Raw genomic sequence first — 16,272 nt, 5'->3', positions numbered from 1 at the left:
GACCGGGAATTTGTATTGCCATTTTAAGGATGTACCTCTTCGAATGCAGCGTTCTCTTCTTTCACATTCTGGATGGTTTGTTTCAATTCTCCAATCGGCAAGTCATATCCATACCAGCCTGTATAGCAGTCCACCACATACCATTTCCCGTCAGCCTGCAATTCGAACTCGACCCGCAAATCCACTTCGGACTCTTCATAGCCCGCTTCAAAGATTTTGTGTTTCGGTTCATTCAGCGTAAACTTGGAGACATAGATTCCCCCTTCTTCCTGAGTAATACGTTCTTCTTTCATGGTTTCGCTATCCAGCAACGGCCATTTTTCTTTGGTGAAAGGGAATGTTTTCTCTGTTTCGCCGTCATCTGCCAATAAAGTAATCGGGGTCTTTAATGGGAACTTGATACGAGTATACTGGAAGGCTGCACTGGAAGTAAATCTATCCAGAAAGGATTTGAAATTTTCACCGTCCTGCGCAGTCAGTTCATTATCGGCTTTTGCTTTGGAACTATTACCGCAAGAGATAAACGAAACACCAACAAGCAGCAGCATAGCCAGCAAGCAGCATACAAACTTTTTAGCTCTCATAATACTATACAAATTAAGAGTTTAATTGACGCTGCAAAGATAGTAACAAGTTTGGTTTTGCCATACTTTTATACATTAAAATTGGTGCCAATCAAGGCACAAAAGAAACTTCTTTATCACGTTCAAGATGAAAGATTTTAAAGAAATATCCGATTCCATCCGTTTACGGTCAGATAATGTACGTTTTCATCCTACTAATGTATTATTTACTCATATTCAAATACTTATTTTTCCTCACCTTTGCAGCATACAAGTTAAAGAACACCCTTTTATTATAATACTATGAAAACAATTTGCACCGCATTTTTACTTCTTTTGTTACTCAGTTGCACTTCATCCAGTGAAAAACTAGCATGGAAAATAGCGAGCAACTCTCAAACAAATAATAAGGAGCTTACCCGCTTTTTAGAATATTATAAAACAAATAAGGACAAAGATAAATATAAAGCAGCTTGCTTTCTGATAGAAAATATGCCTAACAAATATTCCATCAATGGCAAAGAACAGAAAATATATGATATTGATATAGTAAAAGCTGACTCTCTCATAAAATCACTAGAGCATTCATTCTTTTTAAAAGAAAAGAGTCCATATTTGAAAAACTATACATTTGAACAATTCTGCGAATACATCTTACCATACAGAGTCTCCGATGAACCATTACAGTATTATTGGAAATGGGACTGTAGTAGAAAATTTGAGAAACAATGTACCAACGATATTATTCAAACAGCACAGAATATAAATGCTCAAATTAAAATAGAGCTATCTCCCGAATTTTACAAAGATACCTTAAAATCATATTCATCAATAATAAGGACAGGATATGGTAAATGTGATGACAGAACAGCCTTAGTTACTATGGCCTTACGGTCAGTAGGAATTCCTGCCGCATTTGAATTTGTACCTTATTGGGGAAGCAATAACAATGGACATTCTTTTGTTTCAATCATATTACCAGACAACAAAATATATCCACTTCAAAACACTGATAAACAAGCAGACAGAGATTACTATCTATCACGTAAAACCCCTAAAATATATCGTAAGATGTATTCAATACAAGATTTAGCCAAACATGTCGACAATATTCCAGAATTATTTCGTTACAATGACATACTGGATGTTACAAGATTGCACAACATCGGCTCATGTGATGTTACAGTCTCGGCTAATATAAATAAAGAAAAAGAAAATCTTTTATCTGTATTTTCTCCAAAAAGATGGGTGCCTGTTGCTTTTTCCTCTTCTCAAACATTCCATAGCATTGGGACTGGAAATATATACAATGTTGATCGTAATAAGGAAGCTATTGATTTAGGTGATGGTATAGTTTATCTCCCAACTCATTGGGTAGATGAAGAGGCCATTCCAATAGGCAGCCCAATAATAGTATCGGAGGATTCAGTAAGGGAAATAACACCAGACACTAAACATCTTGAAAGAGTCGTATGTAAACGCAAATTCCCTTTGAATATGCGAATTGTTGATTTCTCAAAATTAATGATTATGGGAGTTTTTGAAGGGGCAAATAAAGCAGACTTTTCTGATGTAACGGAACTTTATAAAATAACAAAAACTCCGGAAAGCAAAATGCAAAAGATAGAAATATCTGCAGAGAAAGCCTATCGTTACATACGTTATAGAAAACCCAAAGGGACCTTTAGTATCGCAGAATTTTGTTTATATCAATCTGATGAGAAGCTTCTAGCATTCCGACCTATAGCTTGTGATGCTATATACGAGGACAGTACTATGCTTAATATTTTCGATGGACAACCACTTACCTATTATCAAGTGAGTGGTGGCATAGACTTATGGGTTGGTGTGGATTTATATAAACCAGTGAAGATTTCCAAAATTGGATTTGCTCCACGTAATGACGATAATGCAATAGTTTCAACAGATACTTATGAACTGTTTTATTGGCAGGATCAATGGATAAGTTTAGGCCGGAAACGCCCAACAGGTGATAGTATCGTTTATGATAACGTACCTCAAAAAGCTCTGTTATGGTTGCACAATTTGACTAAAGGTCGTGAAGAACGTCCATTCACTTATGAAAATGGGAAACAGATATGGTGGTAAAATTATTTCTAACTATTAAATAATAAAATTATGAGAAAAATTACTTTGTTTTTGTCCTTACTTTTAATAGGAAGTGTGGGCTTTTCACAGATTATTCCGGGCGTCAACATCGGTAAACGCAAGGAATATATGATGAGAACGTATAAAATCAATAGTCAAAAGGCAGATGAATACGAACAAATTCTATTCTCCTTACAGAAAGAGAATGACCAATTGAAAAGTCGTAAAATTAGTTCTGCTCAATTTAAAGTGGAACAAAAGAAACTTTACAAAAAATATGGCATAATTGTCAGCCAGACATTTTTTGAAGGAAAATATAAAAAATGGAGCTCTTGCACCCAAGAGATGGAACGTTACCAGGTGTTAAGTGAAAATAAATTTGTTCCGTATGAACAAATGCGTGCTTTATATCAAGCCGAATCTGCATGGGTAAAAGAACGGGATAAAATGCACAAAGATGCTGGAGAAGCATGGGAAAAATATGAGAATAGTGACACTATGCTGTCCGAATTGAATATTAAAATAAAACAAATATTGGGAGTAGAAAATGGGACTTGGTATATTGAATATAAAAGACTGTTCTTCAGAGCACTTGATGATATGGATAAATACGAAGTTGCATATAAAGATGCTTTTACTATAGCTCAAATAGAAGATACGTATAAACAAAAACGTATAGATATATTCAATAGTAATAAGAAAAATGCCGAAAGGGAAGTGGCATTGATGGCCATTGATGATGAGATGGCAAAAAAAATAGCAGTGGCGGTTCCGTCTGCATCTGCGAAGTGGAGGAAAGTAAATAATGCGGCATTGGATCATATTTTGAAATCAAAGTATGGACTTGACCAGAAGCAGATTAATGAATTTAAGATAGCCTACAACAAGTATGCAATCGAAGAATATAAAATTCTTAATCAAAAGAAATTGCCTGATACCGATAAATACGACCAACTTTCCCAATTAGGTGACAACTTCTGCAAGACAGTAAATCCTTTATTTAAAACTGACAGTTATAAAAAATGGTGTGGCTGGTGGAAATATGATTTTGAAAGGAAAATGAAAAGAAAAGGATTAAAATAATTGTTTTATGAAGAAAATAGCTTATATTTATACTGTCTTATGCGCAATTGTAATGGTCATAACTGTAGTTAATTGTAAAGACGAAGTTTTGCTGGAGTCAAGATTGCAAACAGACATGAAAGATTTTAGTTTGGAAGAAGCTAAGAACTTTTTTCAAACGCAAGCTCGTGATAATTTAATGTTAAGTCGTTCATTGGATAATAAAAAGAATGAAACAGTTTCCCCCGGTGATTTCGTACCTAACTGGGATGCAGCGGTCGGTTCTGTAAACAACGGACTTGCTTGTTATGATATCCCAATAACTCCGACTTATCACTTTAAAGCAATTTATGTAGATGAAAGAAATGGCAAGCCTTCTGCTGGAAAAGTCAATGTATATCAGAAACTAGTGATAGTAAAAGATGTAAAGAGCAATAGAATGGATCAATACATCTTAACTTTGATACCCTCCCAATTATATGATAGTAGAAATGGCTCACAAACTTGTAACAACTTTATAAATTGTGCAGACAAGGGTGGTTTCACAGGAGTAGCTTTATATTCCTGTGTATATTCACAAGTAACAGCCCGTATAAGTACTTATAAGAACGGAGTAAAAACGGGAGGAGTATTTCTATTAAATGCTTCAGGGAAAACTAATTTATCAGATAAGTATGAGCAGGCTCGCGCATTAGCATCTACTGTATATATTCAAAAGAAAAAGATGGTTTTGACTCGTGGAGAAGATGACTATGATTATACTTATGATGGTGGATGGTTTGATGACATTATTATTGAGCCGGAACCTGACTACAGTGAATGGGGAGAAAATGATAATGAAGATTGGTTAAATTCTTCAAGCCCAGATACTACGCCAATAGATCCCGAGCCGACAGAACCGGAATCGACAAGTCAGGAGGATGATACCGTGACAGAAAAACCGACAACTGACACAGGAGATGAAGACCCTCAACTAAGTACAGCTTTGAAAGAAATAACTCCTCTTTTGAAAGCTAAAGGAATTGATTTATCTAAATATAAAATTCAGAAAAATAAAGACATATGTACTACTACTGCGCGGACTTTACTGGATGGAACAATTGAAGTATGTAGCAATTTTTTCAAGTATAAAACACCAGAAAGAGCATCAATTTTATGGCATGAGATATATCATTGTGAACACGGGCATAATAATACTAATAATGCTTCTTCACCATGTGATCTTATTCTAAAGCCAAATAAAGATATTTCTGATGCATTAGATTGTTATTTAAAATGGTATTGTGAACAATATGCAAATGAATTACTTATAAATCTAATAAAGAATGAAGAGTTACATGTCTATTCGATAAAGGACAATCCGCAATGGTATAAAAATGAAATAGAAACATATAAAGCAGAATTAAATAATGGATTTGCAAAGGAGGATTATTATCAAAAAGAAATCGAATATCAGATCTGGAGAAATGAAGAATTATTAAAATATATAGAATCAAAAAAATGATATATTATGAGAACAATATTAGTTATTTTATTTTTGGGGTTGCCTTTATTGGCTTTTTCCCAAGTCGAAGCAGATTTGTCATTCGATAAAAAAACAAAGCAGATTCAGCTTGTGTTGGAGAACAAATATAATGCTCCTGTCTTTTTACGTCCCAAGTCTGATGATGAACCTAAGAAAGGGACGTATTACACTATTACATTAAAAGATAGCAATGGCGTAGTTATAAAGAAAAGAAATGAATATGTGTTTCAGCAGGATTCATCACGAAGAATAGATTTTATTATATTTGCTTTGCAAAAACAAGACTATTCGTTGAATTTAAGTAGGTGGGTAGACTCTGCCTATTCAGTAGAAGTAAGATTGCATGTGGAAGCCTATAATTCAGTAGAAAAGATTTATTATGTCAATAAAGAAGATATAACCAAAGTCTTTTTATGGAAATAATTACATTCTGTTCTCTTTGTATCGCCCAATGCAAAGAGAACAGCTTCTTTGAATAAACATATTCCCCAATAACATACAAGCCCAACGCACAATTATACGGAAGTAAAATCACGTATAAATATATTTCCACTTAAATTGAATGTACCTTATAAACAGTATGAAAAGCCATTCTATTGTAACTATCAGAATGCAAGATATATTACTTATATCAATATGCATATTACTGTTCTTAAATAGAGCTGTACCTATTGACTACTCATCAATTTGGCGAGTAACTGTATTATGCCTTATATATACTTGCATACGCATTATATCAAAACAATATCGCAATTGCCTATTACACATGGTCTATATTTGGGGAATTACCGAAGTCATCATTTCAATACTTCAAAAAGCGAATTATTTAGAGAGCAATCATCATGATTTTGGAATCACAGGAACGTTTGGAAATCCAGGACCATTAGGTGGATTATTAGCAGTATGCTGGATAGTATCTATTTTTTTCATTTATGAAAACATACAAAATAAGCATCGTATATTAACATTATCATTTTGCATGATAGCCTGTTTTATTTTATATGGTTTACTATTATCTGGTTCACGCGCCGGATGGACAGCTGCATTGGTAGGAAGCATGATATTCCTATGGCAATGGTTAAAAAGAAAACATACAATCAAAGTCAAACCAACTCTTTTGAAATCTAGTTTTCTACTTATCATCACCGTTTTTATCATATCAATCTACTTTATAAGAAGAGATTCGGCAGATGGCCGATTGCTAATATGGCATAACACAATAACGATGATAAAAGATTATCCTCTATTCGGTATTGGAGCCGGAGGATGGCAAGCTAATTATATGCTTTATCAGGCTGAATATTTCCTACAAAACCCAAATTCTCCATACATATTATTAGCTGACAATATTTTTTATGCCTACAACGAGTTTTTACATATAACAGCAGAACAGGGAATAGTCGGACTAGTTGTTGTCACATGGTTGTTGTATGCATTATTTAGTTATAAAGAAAAGAATAATACTGACCATTGCCTGAAATCCGCCTTAATCACTTTCTTAGTCTTCTCTTTTTTTTCTTATCCTGGCGAGGTTTTTCCACTAGAAATATTATTCATCAGCATAATAGGTATGATGAAAAGCAAAACCATAAAAACGTTTACAATATCAAATTCTACAAAATATATCATTAGAAGTATAGCCTTCATTTTTATCGTATGCATATCAATTGGATCTTATCATATTTATCATAAAACTTTTACTACAATTATCAGGATAGTGGATAAAAATAAAATATCCAAGGACACCTATTCTCAACTATCCCAATTATATCCATTATTTCGTTATAATTCACAGTTAATGTACATCTACTCAAAAAGTAGTTTGGAAGATTATCCTTTAAATACAAAACTACAAATATTGCAAACAGCTGTCCGAATCGCTCCTAATAGTGAACTATATATCAAGCTGGGAGATTTTTGGAAACAGAAAAAAGATTTTCCCCAGGCTGAAGCATATTATCAAACGGCTGCTGCCATGATTCCACATCATATCACTCCTTCGTACAAATTATTCCAGCTTTATATAGAGGAAGGAAATATAAATGCAGCTACCAACATGGGAAATTACCTTTTAAAACAACCGATAAAGAAAAAAGGAACAAAAGCTTTACGAATGGAAGCTGAAGTTTTAGAGTTTCTTCATAAAGAAAAGAATATAAAGAGAACACAATAAGTATTTATACGAAAAAGAATTTCTAGGCTCCTGACTTCGTCACTATAAAAACATTGATTTTATAATATCTTGATAAATAATGTTTTGTAACTTTTCATACCCTGATTTTGGGGTACGCGTTGACGAAGTCAGGAAAATAATTGGACAGCCTGAAAAAAATAGCCGGTCCATAGACAACCGTACAAATAACAAAATAACGAGGCTTATATAATAAGGGATAATCTTTGCCCGGATATTTTCATCCCTCTGTTAAAATAGCCTTTTTCTGTTTGATTATATCTGATTATTGCTACTTTTGTACATAATGCTCCGGAAGGCTATTGAGGCATTTCAAAAGGAAATCCATATTATTGTTATACGAAGGGGGCTGGATTGGAATTTCAAACTATAAAAAATGGAAAAAGACATGGGAACGGAAGGAATACAGGATAAATATGTAAATCCATATACCGATTTCGGATTCAAGTTGCTTTTTGGAACAGCAATGAATAAGGAATTGTTGATCAGCTTTTTGAATGCGCTCTTATTCAAGGAGGAGGTTATCAAGGATGTCACTTATCTTAATGCGGAACATCTTGGCACGCAGGAATATGACCGTCGTGCCGTATTTGATGTATATTGCGAGAATGAGAAAGGCGAGAAGTTCCTGGTTGAGATGCAGCGTGGCGAGCAGCAGTTCTTTAAGGACCGCAGTGTCTTTTATTCCACTTTCCCTATTCGTGAGCAGGCCAAACGGGGGGAATGGGATTATGAGTTGAAGGCTGTTTATGTGGTGGGTATCCTGAATTTCTCCTTTGACAATTCGGATGAGAAGTATTTCCATCATGAGGTGAAGCTTGTAGACCTTTATACGCACAAGATATTCTATGACAAGCTCACCTTTGTTTACCTTGAAATGCCAAAATTCAACAAGAATGAGGATGAGTTGGAGAACATGTTTGACAAGTGGCTGTTTGTCTTGCGTAATCTTGCTTCTCTGCTTGAACGTCCTAAAGCATTACAGAACAGAGTTTTTGACCGTCTTTTTGAAACTGCGGAAATAGCTAAATTCACCAAGACTGAACTGAGCGAGTATTGGGACAGTTTGAAAAATTTCCGTGACTGGTATAGTGTTATGTCTACAGCGGAAAAGAAAGGAAGAGAAGAAGGAGCAAGAGAAGCCAATTGGAATAATGCTCGAAATCTGAAACAATTGGGAGTAGCTATCGATATAATTTCACAAGCTACCGGATTGTCTAAAGAGGAAGTAGAAAAGTTATAGTGAAAGAAACTGTTTTGAATTCATCAAAGACAGGCAACTTGCATTGTTTTAAATTATATCGAACTGACATTAAATAGACGTCTACACACTGTATTCGCACTTAGGCGTAGATATTGCTGAGTCCGAAGTCGGAAACTAGACCTCGGACTGGATTATATAAGCAAACAATTCTAATAAAATGTACCCTATAAAGAATTATGTTTCAAATACTCATAACCAAAACGGCAATACAAACATTTCCGTTTATCGCAATACTCTTTTTGCAACTGTATCAATGCCTGACTATCCGCCGCACTGACAACCGGAAGCCCGGCATCGCTCCACGAGCGGATAATATGATTGCTCTCCGCCTTCAATTCTTCCAAAAAGCGTCCGGCACGTTCACACATTCGTTCATCTGCCTTATGCAAACCGTATGTATAAAGAAAAGGAACCACTGTATTAATGATAATCAAATCCTTGGAACGCTCTCCCAGCGTTTTCTCCTTTTGCGAAGAAAGTCGCCCGAACAAATAATGATTCTCCCAATAGGAAGACGTACGTGTATCCAGCAAAGTTCTCACATCCGCCAGCGTTTCCGCTTCCAGCAAACGTGAAAACAACTTATCCCCTTTCTGATAGAGATAAGCCAACTGTGCCAGGCGAATATGCGGAAAGTTATCCGGACGAAGCCGTAGAAAACGCCATAACGTAGCGTCCATCCCCTGCCCGATTTCAAACTTCCGCTGCAGATAACGGAACTCCTTACAAAGACGGAGACTATACTCGTCTTCCTGTTCCCTTTTCAGAAACTTCTCTTCCAACAATCCCGCCAAACCATAGAAAAAAGCCTCTATCTGAAACAAATCATTCCGGTGCTTATCCATCGCACGAAACGGCAGTAATCCCGCCCACGTTTCAAAAGCATCTCCATTCAAGCCAAAACCGAAATTACGGGCAAGGGTGATAAAGAAAGCATCTTCCCAATTACGGTTACAAAGGGCGAGACGCTGTGTGATTAACTGCGCTTTCTGCTCCAAACGTTCCGTTTGCAAAGCGGTCAGCCAGGAATGAATGGTAAGTTTGGGAAGAGAGGCAAGGACGGGATAACAAGCCGGATATTGGTCCGCCACACAAAGTTCGCGATAATGCAACCGCACATTTTCCGGACAAGTCAGTAACAGTTGCGGGATCGGTTCACCGTTGGAACGGGTTATTTCCGCATCTGCTTCGCTCACCACATGAAGAATTACAGAGTCGTATGCTTTGTCAGAATGATGTCCGTGGCGGAACCAGTCGGAAGCGTGTGTATGTATTTCGATGTTTCCCACCCACAAGGCGCCATCAATCTTTAGTTTCGCGTTGAAAAAGTCGGGACCGGCGTTGGGGTTTTGCAGACCGGGGTCAATCACTTCTACCGGTAAACCGTTGGTGGTTTGCAGTACTTTCAGGGGAAATAATTTATGTTTCCACACGTAGTGAAGAAGGTGTTCCATGTTAACAAGACGTTAATGTGCGCTGCAAATGTAATAAAAATCTTATCTTTGCAACTATTATTTTGAATATAAGTCAAAAAACAATGAAAATAGCACTGATCGGTTACGGAAAGATGGGCAAAGAGATAGAAAAGGTTGCCCGTAGTCGCGGACATGAAATCGTCTGCATCATTGATATCAATAATCAGGATGACTTCGAATCGGAAGCGTTCAAATCGGCCGATGTGGCCATTGAGTTTACCAATCCGATGGTAGCTTACAGCAATTATATGAAAACGTTCAAAGCCGGTGTGAAACTGGTATCGGGCAGTACCGGATGGATGGCGGAGCATGGCGAAGAAATCAAGAAGCTCTGCACGGAAGGGGGAAAAACACTCTTTTGGTCGTCCAACTTCAGCCTGGGAGTCAGCATCTTCTCCGCTCTCAACAAGTATCTGGCTAAAATCATGAACCAGTTCCCCGCATACGATGTCACCATGAGCGAGACACATCATATTCACAAGCTGGATGCCCCCAGCGGAACAGCCATTACACTGGCGGAAGGTATTCTGGAAAAGATAGACCGTAAGGACAAATGGGTGAAAGGGACTTTCCTTGCACCGGACGGAACCATTAGCGGAACCAACGATTGTGCCCCTAACGAACTTCCTATCAGCTCGATCCGTGAGGGTGAGGTTTTCGGACTTCATACCATCCGGTATGAGTCTGATGTAGACACCATTTCTATCACCCACGATGCCAAGAGCCGTGGCGGATTTGTATTGGGAGCCGTATTGGCTGCCGAATATACTGCCACACACGAAGGCTTTTTGGGCATGAGTGATTTATTCCCGTTCTTAAATGACTAAAATATCAGAAGCTAGTTCTAAACAAATATAACATTATGAGACAAGCCACACGCGCACAATGGATCAAATGTGCCATCGTTATTCTACTTTACCTCATCTTCCTTATCTGGGTACGGAGTTGGTGGGGATTGATTGTTGTTCCTTTCATTTTCGATATTTATATCACAAAGAAAATTCCCTGGTCTTTTTGGAAGAAGTCGAAGAATCCGGCTGTTCGCAGTGTCATGAGCTGGGTAGACGCCATCGTGTTTGCGTTGGTTGCTGTCTACTTCGTCAATATCTACATCTTCCAGAATTATCAGATTCCTTCTTCTTCGCTGGAAAAATCATTGCTGGTGGGCGACTTCTTGTATGTGAGCAAGATGAGTTACGGTCCCCGCGTACCGAACACTCCCCTTTCCATGCCGTTGGCGCAGCATACACTACCTGTCTTCAATACTAAATCATATATCGAGTGGCCACAATGGAAGTACAAACGGGTACCGGGCTTCGGCAAAGTGAAACTGAATGACATTGTTGTCTTCAACTTCCCCGCAGGAGATACGGTAGCAGTGAACTACCAACAGACAACGGACTTCTATACGCTGGCTTACGGCGAAGGACAACGTATCTATTCCAAACAGATTGAAATGGATAGTCTGACACGCGCCCAGCAACGTGCTATCTATGATTTGTACTATGCTGCAGGACGTAAACAGATAATGAACAACCCGCGCATTTACGGTGAAGTCCTCTGGCGCCCGGTAGACCGTCGCGAGAATTATGTGAAGCGTTGTGTCGGCCTGCCCGGTGATACCCTTCAGATTGTAGGCGGACAGGTGATGATTGACGGTAAAGCAATCGAAAACCCCGAAAACCTGCAATTCAATTACTTCGTACAGACCACCGGCCCGTACATTCCCGAGGATATGCTGCGCGAATTAGGCATCAGCAAGGATGACACCATGCTGATAGAAGACTCCGGCTGGGAAAGCGGATTGCTGGAAATGGGACTGGACAGCCGGAATGCACAAGGCAAACTGAACCCGGTATATCATTTCCCGCTAACCAAGAAGATGTATGAAACGCTTTTGGGCAACAAAAAGCTAATCAGCAAAATAGTCATGGAACCCGAAGATTATGCCGGACAGATGTATCCGCTCAATCTTTATACCCAATGGAACCGCAACAATTACGGTCCGATCTGGATTCCTGCCAAAGGAGCTACCATTACCCTCACAGAAGACAACCTGCCTATCTATGAGCGTTGCATCGTAGCCTACGAAGGCAATAAGCTGGAAGTGAAACCGGACGGTATCTACATCAACGGTGAAAAGACCAACGAGTATACCTTCAAAATGGATTATTACTGGATGATGGGCGACAACCGTCACAACTCCGCCGACTCCCGTTATTGGGGTTTTGTGCCCGAAGACCACGTAGTGGGCAAACCGATTGTTGTATGGCTATCGCTTGACAAAGACCGTGGATGGTTCGACGGCAAGATTCGCTGGAACCGCCTCTTCAAGTGGGTAGGCTGATAAGTGTACGGATAGCATAGAGTGATAAGGTGATAAAAGTTGATGAACATTCGTAAATTCAAATGGATACTAGCATTTGCCGGAGCAGTAGCCGTAGTGCTTCTGCTCCGGGGATTTGCTTTCACGTCCTGCCTTATCCCTTCCACCGGCATGGAGAATTCCATTTTTCAGGGTGAACGTATCCTGGTCAACAAATGGAGTTACGGGTTGCGGATTCCTTTCATGTCGCTTTTCTCTTATCACCGCTGGTGCGAGAGTCCCGTGCGTCGGCAAGACATCGTAGTGTTCAATAATCCTGCCGGAATCCGGCAACCTGTCATCGACCGTCGGGAAATCTATATCAGCCGTTGTCTCGGAGTTCCGGGCGATACGTTATTGGTCGATTCTCTTTTCTCCGTTATTTCTCCGGAGGCACAGTTTAACCCGGATAAGAAAAGACTTTATTCGTATCCCGCTTCAAAAGAAAATCTGATTACGTCACTCATGCATACCCTTTCCATTACCAACGACGGATTGATGGGAAGTAATGACAGTACCCATGTGCGCAGTTTCAGCCGCTACGAATATTATCTGTTGGAACAGGCCATGAATGGGAAAGAGAGTTTCGTCCAACCTTTGTCGAACAAAGAAGATGCCGAACCAAATCCGCTGATTGTCCCCGGAAAAGGGAAATTCATCCGGGTCTATCCCTGGAACATGACCTTGCTGCGGAATACCCTCGTGATGCACGAAGGCAAACAGGCAGAAATAAAGAACGACACTCTCTACGTGGACGGAAAACCCACACAACACTGTTATTTCACCAAAGATTACTATTGGATGGGGTCTAACAATACGGTCAACTTCTCCGACTCACGGCTCTTCGGATTTGTCCCGCAAGACCATATCATCGGAAAAGCCTCCGTCATTTGGTTCTCTAAAGAAAAAGAAACAGGTTTGTTTGACGGATATCGGTGGAAGCGTTTCTTCAGAACAGTGAAATGATCTGCCGAATCATCAAAGAAACATCCTCTTCATAATATCTCATAATATCCTTACTAACAAAGCCTCCTAAACGAATTAAAATGAAAGAAATGAACATCGCTTATTTATCTTCAGCCTATCTCGCTCCTGTTGAATATTATACCAAACTACTGGCTTATGACAAAGTGTTTGTAGAACAATACGACCACTATATAAAACAAACCTACCGCAACCGGTGCACCATTGCCGGCCCATCGGGTGAGTTAGCTCTTTCCATCCCAACCGTAAAGCCCGATACATTGAAGTGCCCAATGAAGGATATCCGCATCTCCGACCACGGCAACTGGAGACATCTACATTGGAACGCCATCGAATCGGCCTACAACAATACTCCTTTCTTCGAGTACTACAAGGATGACTTCCGCCCTTTCTATGAAAAGAAATACGAGTTTTTAATCGATTTCAACGAAGAACTCTGCCGGATGGTCTGTGAATTGATTGATATTCACCCCACCATTGAGCGCACTTCCGAATATAAGATGGAGTTTGCTCGCGGAGAATCCGATCTTCGGGAAGTGATTCATCCGAAAAAGGATTTCAGGGAAGTGGATACAGAGTTTGTTCCGCAACCTTACTATCAGGTTTTCGAGTCCAAACTGGGTTTCCTGCCCAATTTGAGTATCATAGACTTGTTGTTCAATATGGGACCGGAAAGTCTGTTGGTACTAGACAGTTGCTTAGTCAAAAGCCCCAATAGAGTAGACCACTAAGTGATTAGAGTTTAGCAAATGAGAAGATAGCACTGCGAAGATGCTTACATCATATAGATTAACATCAGTTCGATATAAGCTTGTACTATTCCGATTCTCCTCCTTCGGGAAGGAAACCATGCGAACAAAGTTATATCGAACTTACGTTAGATTAATGGGTGTATACATCCAATTTGTTGGGCATATATATCCAATGTATTGGGCATATATATCCTGCACGTTGGATATATATATCCTGCGTCTTGGGTATATATGTCCAGCAACTCAAGTATTAATAGCCTAGATACAAAGTATTAATAGCCTACAACTCAAGTGTTAATACTTGATGGAGCATTTGCTATGAGCATATTTACTTTAGCTTATAGCATATAAAAAGAACAGTGAAGGGAGTGAAGGATGAATATTTCTGTATTTTGCATCCTCTTTCACCATAAGATATTGATTTATAGCTATTCAACTAACGGCAAAACTGGTGAAACCTTGTTTTAAAACTATTAGAGAATTACATAACTCGCCACTGTCCCATCTATTGATACAGAAAAACAATGAAAGGTGATTTACTAAAAAATAACTTTTCACTGATTCATCAACCACATTTCCTGATTTATTTTTGTTAATCTATTGCCCGCTTTTATGCAAGCTATCCGATAAAATCGTATTTTCGGGGATAGAAAATTATAAAAGACTGCCGTAATATGAAAATTACCCGTGATGATTTATTAATAGCTGCGTTCAAACTATTTATGTCCGTGAATTACGAAAAAGCCAGTTTTGCGGAACTTGGTAAGATGCTCGGAATGTCGAAAGCCGGCATATTCAAATACTACAAGAACAAACAAGAGTTATTCATTGCCGTAGTGGACAGATTTTTGTTCGGCACACAAAATCCACGAAACAAATTCACTGCAACCAACGGTACGTTTGCCGAATTTATAGATGAATACGTGAGAGGAGTGCAACGAACGATGGATATGCTAAGCAAGCTATTAAGTGTAAATAAGGTGGTGCCAGAAAATTTTTCATACCATGCCCAATATTTTCATTTTCTGTTTCAAGTGATCCAGTATGATCCTGACGCCAAAGAAAAACTCCATAATCTCGTAGCCAGCGATTATGCTTACTGGCGTGCCGCCATCCAAAGCGCCGTACAAACAGGAGAACTAAAAAAAGACGTAGACATTGAAGAAGCGGTAATCATGTTCCGGCAGGTTTACATGGGACTGTCCTTTGAAATGGCATTCCTGGGCGGATTGGACACCCAACTACTCTCCAAACATTTACATGCTGTTTACTCCTTATTAAAAAGCTAGACTGTATTATTCAACACAAACCATATCCCTTCCACCTAGACTAGCTATGCAAAAAAAAGATAAAAAAGAAACGATCGTTCACTTTTTCGGAATTGTTTTATAACTTTGGCACTATCATTTAAAAAATGGTAGTTATAATGTTGTAAAACAAGCACTGTATGAAAGTAGATTCCTCTATCAGCCATTAACACATTAAATTATAATAATTATGAAACAGTTTTTATTTATTCTGACCGTCATAGCCGGTCTTTTGATGAGTAGTAATGCCGAGGCACGCAGAATCAGAATTCCTGTAAGCAACAACATTCCCAAAGTAGCAACCCTCCCCGACAGCTCCTATTATAAAACGGACGAAGGCGCTCATCTGGATTTAGGCTATATCGAGAAAGATGGCAAACGCATGCTCGTACTCTTTTCCGAATCGAAACCCGATACGTATTACGACATTCCTGACGAATATGCCGAAGCAATCCGGAAAGACCTGAATGTAGAAGAACTTAGCAGCCTCATCCCTGAACCCACCATTTGGGACAAATGGGGTGGCAGCCTTCTTTTTTATGGTTTTGCAGCGTTGATAGTCATAGGCCTACTATCCTATCTGAAAGACTTTATCCTGGGACTTCTGGGCATAGTGAAAAAAGAGAAGGATGACAACGAGGAAGAAGAAAAATAGTACGGATACCTAAAACTAAA

General features: G+C 38.8%; 14 protein-coding genes. 12 read left to right on the top strand and 2 right to left on the bottom strand.

From position 1 onward, the window contains the following. Positions 1-23: 23 nt before the first annotated feature. Positions 24-584, bottom strand: a complete 561-nt coding sequence (locus A4V03_RS19330) for a DUF4348 domain-containing protein (protein ID WP_065540010.1) — start codon at positions 582-584, stop codon at positions 24-26. A 282-nt stretch (positions 585-866) separates the two neighbouring features. Here A4V03_RS19330 and A4V03_RS19325 point away from each other — a divergent pair, with 282 nt between their 5' ends. The 6 genes from A4V03_RS19325 to A4V03_RS19295 all read left to right on the top strand — a co-directional run bounded on the left by A4V03_RS19325 (position 867) and on the right by A4V03_RS19295 (position 8,693). After that, a complete protein-coding gene (locus A4V03_RS19325) occupies positions 867-2,672 on the top strand; it encodes a transglutaminase domain-containing protein (protein WP_065540009.1) in 1,806 nt (601 codons plus the stop codon). A gap of 132 nt (positions 2,673-2,804) precedes the next feature. Then, the gene (locus A4V03_RS19320; RefSeq protein WP_236588595.1) at positions 2,805-3,755 is read left to right on the top strand and encodes a hypothetical protein; all 951 of its coding nucleotides are present in this window, start codon (positions 2,805-2,807) and stop codon (positions 3,753-3,755) included. Between the two features lie 7 nt (positions 3,756-3,762). Beyond that, a complete protein-coding gene (locus A4V03_RS21175; RefSeq protein WP_065540007.1) occupies positions 3,763-5,238 on the top strand; it encodes a hypothetical protein in 1,476 nt (491 codons plus the stop codon). Between the two features lie 6 nt (positions 5,239-5,244). Next, the gene (locus A4V03_RS19305; protein ID WP_201442213.1) at positions 5,245-5,682 is read left to right on the top strand and encodes a hypothetical protein; all 438 of its coding nucleotides are present in this window, start codon (positions 5,245-5,247) and stop codon (positions 5,680-5,682) included. 343 nt (positions 5,683-6,025) lie between these two features. Then, on the top strand, positions 6,026-7,432 hold the full coding sequence (locus A4V03_RS19300; protein ID WP_236588596.1) for an O-antigen ligase family protein: 1,407 nt from the start codon (positions 6,026-6,028) through the stop codon (positions 7,430-7,432). A 406-nt stretch (positions 7,433-7,838) separates the two neighbouring features. Further along, positions 7,839-8,693: an Rpn family recombination-promoting nuclease/putative transposase gene (locus A4V03_RS19295; protein WP_201442230.1), complete on the top strand. Its 855-nt coding sequence runs from the start codon at positions 7,839-7,841 to the stop codon at positions 8,691-8,693. 185 nt (positions 8,694-8,878) lie between these two features. On the opposite strand, the gene A4V03_RS19290 is transcribed toward A4V03_RS19295, so the two are convergent. After that, positions 8,879-10,168 carry a DUF2851 family protein gene (locus A4V03_RS19290; RefSeq protein ID WP_065540003.1) on the bottom strand — a complete coding sequence of 430 codons (1,290 nt, stop codon included), beginning with the start codon at positions 10,166-10,168 and terminating at the stop codon, positions 8,879-8,881. Positions 10,169-10,251: 83 nt separating this feature from the next. Here A4V03_RS19290 and dapB point away from each other — a divergent pair, with 83 nt between their 5' ends. The 6 genes from dapB (at position 10,252) to A4V03_RS19260 (ending at position 16,252) form a co-directional block, all read left to right on the top strand. Beyond that, positions 10,252-11,016 (top strand): 4-hydroxy-tetrahydrodipicolinate reductase, encoded by a 765-nt coding sequence (dapB, locus tag A4V03_RS19285; RefSeq protein ID WP_065540002.1) that lies wholly within the window; start codon positions 10,252-10,254, stop codon positions 11,014-11,016. 35 nt (positions 11,017-11,051) lie between these two features. Next, positions 11,052-12,536 (top strand): signal peptidase I, encoded by a 1,485-nt coding sequence (gene lepB / locus A4V03_RS19280; protein ID WP_065540001.1) that lies wholly within the window; start codon positions 11,052-11,054, stop codon positions 12,534-12,536. 42 nt (positions 12,537-12,578) lie between these two features. Further along, a complete protein-coding gene (lepB, locus tag A4V03_RS19275; protein WP_065540000.1) occupies positions 12,579-13,520 on the top strand; it encodes a signal peptidase I in 942 nt (313 codons plus the stop codon). A gap of 80 nt (positions 13,521-13,600) precedes the next feature. Beyond that, positions 13,601-14,269, top strand: coding sequence for a WbqC family protein (locus A4V03_RS19270; protein ID WP_065539999.1), 669 nt, complete (start codon positions 13,601-13,603; stop codon positions 14,267-14,269). Between the two features lie 695 nt (positions 14,270-14,964). Then, on the top strand, positions 14,965-15,579 hold the full coding sequence (locus tag A4V03_RS19265; protein WP_065539998.1) for a TetR/AcrR family transcriptional regulator: 615 nt from the start codon (positions 14,965-14,967) through the stop codon (positions 15,577-15,579). Between the two features lie 202 nt (positions 15,580-15,781). Beyond that, positions 15,782-16,252, top strand: a complete 471-nt coding sequence (locus A4V03_RS19260) for a hypothetical protein (protein WP_065539997.1) — start codon at positions 15,782-15,784, stop codon at positions 16,250-16,252. Positions 16,253-16,272 lie beyond the last annotated feature (20 nt).

Source organism: Bacteroides caecimuris, assembly GCF_001688725.2.
In the GTDB taxonomy this organism is placed as follows: domain Bacteria; phylum Bacteroidota; class Bacteroidia; order Bacteroidales; family Bacteroidaceae; genus Bacteroides; species Bacteroides caecimuris.
This window is presented reverse-complemented; position numbering and strand designations above follow the sequence as displayed.